At 39.7% G+C, this 1,379-nt stretch carries 3 protein-coding genes; all 3 read right to left on the bottom strand.

What is annotated here, in order from left to right; translation table 11 throughout:
* Window positions 1-337 precede the first annotated feature (337 nt).
* Complete coding sequence (locus KXD93_RS30510) at window positions 338-811, bottom strand: hypothetical protein (protein WP_258141350.1); 474 nt, start codon at window positions 809-811, stop codon at window positions 338-340.
* Window positions 812-846: 35 nt separating this feature from the next.
* Window positions 847-1,128, bottom strand: a complete 282-nt coding sequence (locus KXD93_RS30505) for a hypothetical protein (protein WP_258141349.1) — start codon at window positions 1,126-1,128, stop codon at window positions 847-849.
* Between the two features lie 71 nt (window positions 1,129-1,199).
* A partial coding sequence (locus KXD93_RS30500; RefSeq protein ID WP_258141348.1) for a hypothetical protein occupies window positions 1,200-1,379 on the bottom strand: 180 nt, incomplete at its 5' end.

Genomic DNA, 1,379 nt, shown 5'->3' with positions numbered 1-1,379 from the left:
TTTTACAACATAGCACGTTGGCTACCTAAACGCGGGGCACGAGTACGCCTTTACGCTTTTGGCCTGCGCTGCATACTCGCGCCAGGTTGGGGGGGTGCTTTGATACGTGAAGCTAAAACACGCTTGACTTTCGGATAAAAAGTTATAGAAAGACCAAGTTGCGCAGGTCTTTCAATCCCTTACCGCCCACCCGCGGTAGGGCAAGTAGGTTTTTGGGTACCCAAAAACACAACTTGCAGCTTAAAAAACAAACGCATTAACAGATATACAGATAGTTGTATATATAGCTCTTAAAGCAAAAAGCCCGGCTTGCGGCCGGGCTAAGATTAAGTAGGCTTTATAAAGGCGTTACTTTGATATTTTGCTCATATTGCATAGGAGTTAAAATGGCAGAGGTAAAACTATTTATCAATTCGCTCATTCCATCTGCCTTGACACCATATCCCCCAGTTCCGCTTGTTAAATCATGCGCTGCAATTATTTTTAAAGTGGTAATAACTTTATCTTTCATTTTATTATCCTCACACTTTATATCATAAGTTAGATCATGGTTATTGCTTTTGAAGCTTATAGTAATTTGGTAGCCAAGCCCACTATCTTTGTCGCCTACAACACCTGTAACTTTAAATGATATAGAAGGATGTGCAGAAACATATTTTTTAATGTTTGCAATTAAAAAATCAACATTTCCATTACAAGTATATTCTTTGATTACTGGGATTGTAGAACTTATGCTTAATGTTTGATACGTACACTTACCAACATAGATTAAAGCTATTAATCCTATTATAACAAAAATTGTCTTTTTCATCGATGTAACTCTTTAGTTAAAATTTATCTCTTAGGCTATTTGGGTGGACGTATAGCATTGCCAATGCTTTTAAAACCTGCTAATTCCATGAAAGCTACATTGACCTTTAATGCCCATATAAATTCAGCTCTCGTTACCGGCTGATTAGTAATCGAATCATTCACACCTGCAAAATACCTTCTCACTACTTCGCCTGCGGAAACAGCAAGTTGGTGATCGGCATCTGCAACTTTATCTACAAATAAAGCGCCATATACACCACCGGTCTTGGCAACATCATACCAGTAATCATGTGTTTGAGCCGCAGCATCCAGCATATCTATAGGATGTAAAAAATGCACTTTATCGGGGCCTAATAGTCTATATGGATCACCATTCGGTCCTGGGCCTAAGAAATTACCATACCACGGCGCTGTTTCCCAACCGTTATGAACAAACCATGAGTCAGAAGGACGTATACCTGGCCCCGCCCCCCCTGATTGGCCTGAACCTTAACAAGATCATACCCTGTATCCCAAACTTTGCCTCTTTCATCAGTTATCCCAAACTGCCTTTTTACATATAAATT

The sequence above is a fragment of the Mucilaginibacter phenanthrenivorans genome (genome assembly GCF_024721155.1).
Taxonomy (GTDB): Bacteria; Bacteroidota; Bacteroidia; order Sphingobacteriales; family Sphingobacteriaceae; genus Mucilaginibacter; species Mucilaginibacter phenanthrenivorans.
This window is presented reverse-complemented; position numbering and strand designations above follow the sequence as displayed.

Coding starts and splice junctions, on each gene's coding strand:
- KXD93_RS30510 (WP_258141350.1), bottom strand. CDS start 811: ATGAAAAAGACAATTTTTGTTATAATAGGATTAATAGCTTTAATCTAT.
- KXD93_RS30505 (WP_258141349.1), bottom strand. CDS start 1,128: ATGCTGGATGCTGCGGCTCAAACACATGATTACTGGTATGATGTTGCC.